Origin of the sequence: Arthrobacter sp. I3 (assembly GCF_000520575.1) — a bacterium.
Lineage (GTDB): Bacteria > Actinomycetota > Actinomycetes > Actinomycetales > Micrococcaceae > Arthrobacter > Arthrobacter humicola_A.
In genome coordinates this window covers 32,855-35,358 of record NZ_KI914962.1, presented here as the reverse complement: position 1 = coordinate 35,358, position 2,504 = coordinate 32,855, and the positions used below count along the sequence as shown (strand labels likewise).

2 protein-coding genes and 1 tRNA gene are annotated in these 2,504 nt (G+C 67.8%); 1 reads left to right on the top strand and 2 read right to left on the bottom strand.

Features of this window, described 5'->3' with window-relative positions:
* Positions 1 to 885 (bottom strand): M23 family metallopeptidase (locus Y706_RS28440; protein ID WP_253906854.1); only part of this gene is annotated, 885 nt, incomplete at its 3' end.
* Between the two features lie 285 nt (positions 886 to 1,170).
* Between Y706_RS28440 and Y706_RS0120200 the strand changes: the two genes are divergently transcribed.
* Positions 1,171 to 2,082, top strand: a complete 912-nt coding sequence (locus Y706_RS0120200) for an oxygenase MpaB family protein (RefSeq protein WP_028278010.1) — start codon at positions 1,171 to 1,173, stop codon at positions 2,080 to 2,082.
* A 249-nt stretch (positions 2,083 to 2,331) separates the two neighbouring features.
* On the opposite strand, the gene Y706_RS0120195 is transcribed toward Y706_RS0120200, so the two are convergent.
* Positions 2,332 to 2,416 (bottom strand) — tRNA-Ser (locus tag Y706_RS0120195).
* Between the last annotated feature and the right edge of the window lie 88 nt (positions 2,417 to 2,504).

Sequence of the window (2,504 nt, the reverse complement as noted above, 5' to 3'; positions counted from 1 at the left end):
CGGCTTGGCGGCCACCGCGGCAGGCTGCTCCTGAACGCCGCCGGCCACCACATGGGTCAGGTCTTCCCGGACGGGAATCGCCCAGCCAATCCCCGCATTGGTTGCCTTACCGGCGTCGGGTGCGTAACTGGTCATGTCGATCGGGCCGAGTTGATCCACCTGCTTGATGGGGAGAAATGTCCAATCGCGCGGATCAGTGTGGGAGCCGTTGAGGATGGTTTCGAAGTGAAGGTGGCAGCCGGTGGAGGATCCGGTGGTACCTACCCGGGCAATAATTTCCCCCACCCGCACGGAGTCGCCCTTCTTGACCGCGATCGCCTCCAGATGGTTGTACGTGGTGATGAGACCGTTGCCGTGGTCGATTTCCACCCGGTTTCCGCCGCCCCACGGGTGCCACCCGACGGCCCGCACCACACCGGCGTCGGCGGAGTAGACCCGGGTGCCGCAGGGGGCCGCGAAGTCCTGGCCCCAGTGGAATTCGCCCGCGAATCCCGTCAGGGGGCTGGTGCGCAGCCCGAACGGGGACGAGGGCACCAGTGATTCCAGCGGGGCCATGAGGAAACCCGGCGCGGGCCGGTGCAGGGCCGCCGAGGCTACATTGAGCTCGCCACGCACCCCTGCCCGGGTGGCCGTGTCCACCGTGCTCCGGCTGAAGGCCACGAGCGCCTGGGCATCGGCGGTGACAGCGCCGGTGCCGGGAGTCCCCGCGGGCGCGGTCGCGGCTGAGTGGGCCAGCGGGTCCAGGGCTTCCGGTCCCACGTCGCCGGAGGGAGGCATGGCTGCCGTCGGGACGGCGGTGGGCGCGCCGTAGGTCGCAAAGGCGCTCAGTCCCTGAAAGCCGCCGAATGCCAGCACGGCCAGGGACAGGCACAGGCCTCCGGACACGCAGCGCACGGCAATGGTCCGTGCCCTCGCTGACTGCTCACTCGATGAGTTTCCCCAGTGTTTTCCCACGAAATGACTCCCGCTATATGTCCGCCAGACCCCAATCTTCACGGACTTACCTCCCTATGTGACCACAGACGGCCGGGTCTGTGAACCGTCAGCGCGCTCCTTTTGCGGGACCAATCGGAGATCCGCGGATGTCCCCAGTAGCTTGCCGGCCGCGGCCCAGTAGTTCTGCGCACAATTGCAGGTGCCGCACGCCGCCGGGACGGGTAAGAATGAAGGATGCGAAATGTCCTCAGGGAATGGCAGGCGGAACTCAAACAGACGTTCACGGGGACGCGCGATTCGGTGCCCGAGTGGGTGCCGGGCCTGGCCGAGGGGGACGACGCCGGTTACCACTTGCCCGGCTCGGCCGTCTGGGCCGTGCACGGGGACATGCCAACCATCGTGGCGGGAATCCGGGCACTGCTGATGCAGGCGCTCCATCCCGGCGCGTTGGCCGGAGTCCACGATCACTCCCGTTTCCGCGAAGACCCGCTGGGCCGGCTGGCTGGCACGATCCGCTGGATCTTCACCGTGACGTATGGCTCCACGGATACGGCGAAGGCGGCGTCGGACTGGGTTCTTCGGCTGCACCGGACGGTGCGGGGAGAATTTGTGGACGGCCACGGCATCAGGCGCAGTTACGCGGCCAATGATCCCGAGCTGCTCCGGTGGGTTCACATTGCCTTCACAGACGCTTTCCTCTCTGCCCACAAACTGTGGGGGCGGCCGATTCCTGGCGGACCTGATGCCTACGTCCGTGAGTGGGCCCAGGCCGGCCGGCTGATGGGCGTCGAGGCACCGCCGCTGAGCGAAGCGGAAATGCGGCAGCAGTTGGACCGCTGGTACGACGACGGCGAGCTCCGCTGTGACGAACGGGTCACCGAAACGGTGGCGTTCATTCGCGACCCGCCCCTGCACCCCGCGCTCAGGCCTGGCTACCGGGTGCTGTTCGCGGCCGCCGTGGCAAGCCTCGAGCCCAAGTACCGGGAGCTTCTGGGCCTGCGGACCGAGCGGCTGGGCCCGATACCGCTGCCGGTAACCCTGGCCACCCGGGTCACGCTCGGCGTGGTGCATGTGGCCCTCGGCCGGATGGGCCCGAGCGAGCAAGCTGCCCGCGCCAGGCTGCGCCGGCTGGGCTACCGGGCCTGAGTCTGGGCCGGCGGGCGGCTGCGGTGGTTTTGCTGGTTTGTGGCGGGCATGCGGCGGCACGGGGCGGCCCCGGCACGGGCGGTTGGGGCACGGGGCGGCCCAGCCTCCAAGCCGACTTGGCGGATGAATCGGTGCAGGTGTTGCCGGGGGACGAAACCTTGGCCAGAACCTCACGAGGGATAGAAATGCCGGGGACGCGAATAGCACGGAGACGCAAAAAGGCCCCGGTCCGAGGACCGGGGCCAACCGCGGAGAATGGGGGATTTGAACCCCCGAGGGCGTTAACCCAACACGCGTTCCAGGCGTGCGCCATAGGCCGCTAGGCGAATTCTCCAGTTGCTTCTGAATCAAAAGCAGATACTAGAATACCTGAACTTTCCGGCTTCGCCCAATTGAGCCTCCCCGCCCCGGCCTGCGGCTCG

Coding starts and splice junctions, on each gene's coding strand:
- Y706_RS0120200 (WP_028278010.1), top strand. CDS start 1,171: ATGCGAAATGTCCTCAGGGAATGGCAGGCGGAACTCAAACAGACGTTC.